The organism is Arthrobacter sp. HMWF013, assembly GCF_003061105.1.
GTDB lineage: Bacteria > Actinomycetota > Actinomycetes > Actinomycetales > Micrococcaceae > Arthrobacter.
Genome location: NZ_QAIQ01000085.1, coordinates 5,427 through 6,432 on the forward strand (window position 1 = coordinate 5,427; position 1,006 = coordinate 6,432).

General features: G+C 68.1%; 1 protein-coding gene and 1 pseudogene. Both read left to right on the forward strand.

Features of this window, described 5'->3' with window-relative positions:
- Positions 1–226, forward strand: a pseudogene (locus tag DBR22_RS24305) (glycosyltransferase family 9 protein); the annotation flags it as partial.
- Positions 223–1,006 (forward strand): glycosyltransferase (locus DBR22_RS04055; protein ID WP_108597901.1); only part of this gene is annotated, 784 nt, incomplete at its 3' end. The pseudogene DBR22_RS24305 and the gene DBR22_RS04055, both read left to right, overlap by 4 nt.

Here is a 1,006-nt window from a genome sequence, read left to right on the forward strand (position 1 = left end):
GGTGCCTGCCGTGCGCTGGGCCCCATATGGCGTCCCCCTCGAACTCCTTGGCGACCAGAACGCCGCCTGCCGGCTCACCCGGGCAAGGATCTGCCCGGTCCCCGGCCACCCGTGCCTGGATTCGGTATCGCCGGAGGATGTGATGCACGCCGTCGAGCGCCTGATCGGCGGTGTGTCCTCGTTAAGCACCCATCTCAGCACGCGCAGGAAGGACCGCAGCCGATGAGAATCCTCCTCTGGCATGTCCACGGTTCATGGACGGACGCCTTCGTCCGGGGCCGTCATGAATACCTGTTGCCGGTACTCCCGGAAGGCGGGCCGTGGGGCCTGGGACGCGCCGGAAGGCCGTGGCCGGGCTCAGTGCAGCAGGTACCGCTGGCGGAGCTCGACGCCGACAGCGTGGACGCCGTCGTGCTGCAACGGCCGGAGGAAATCGAGGCAGTCCACCAGGCTTTGGGGCGGCGTCCCGGCGTCGACCTCCCGGCCGTCTACCTGGAACACAACACCCCGAAAGGCAACTTCCCCTTCACCCGGCATCCGCTCGCCGATCAGGACAGCATTCCGCTGGTGCATGTGACCCACTTCAACAAGCTCGCCTGGGACAACGGGTCAGCGCCAGCGCTGGTGATCGAGCACGGCATACCGGACCCGGGTCCGCTTTACACCGGCGAACTGCCCGAACTGGCAGTGGTGGTCAATGAGCCCGTGCGGCGGGGACGCGTCACCGGAACGGACCTGTTGCCGGCCTTCGCCGCCGTGGCACCGCTGCACGTGTTCGGGATGAAGACCGAAGGCCTGCTCGCCGCGTCGGGTTTCGACGATGCCCGGCTGCATGTCCGGGGGGACCTGAAACCGCAGGAACTGCACCGGGAGCTGGCCCGCTGCCGGGTTTACGTCCACCCGATGCGCTGGACGTCGCTGGGACTTTCCCTCCTGGAAGCGATGCATGTTGGCATGCCGGTCCTTGCCCTGGCAACCACCGAGGCACCCCGGGCGGTACCGCCCG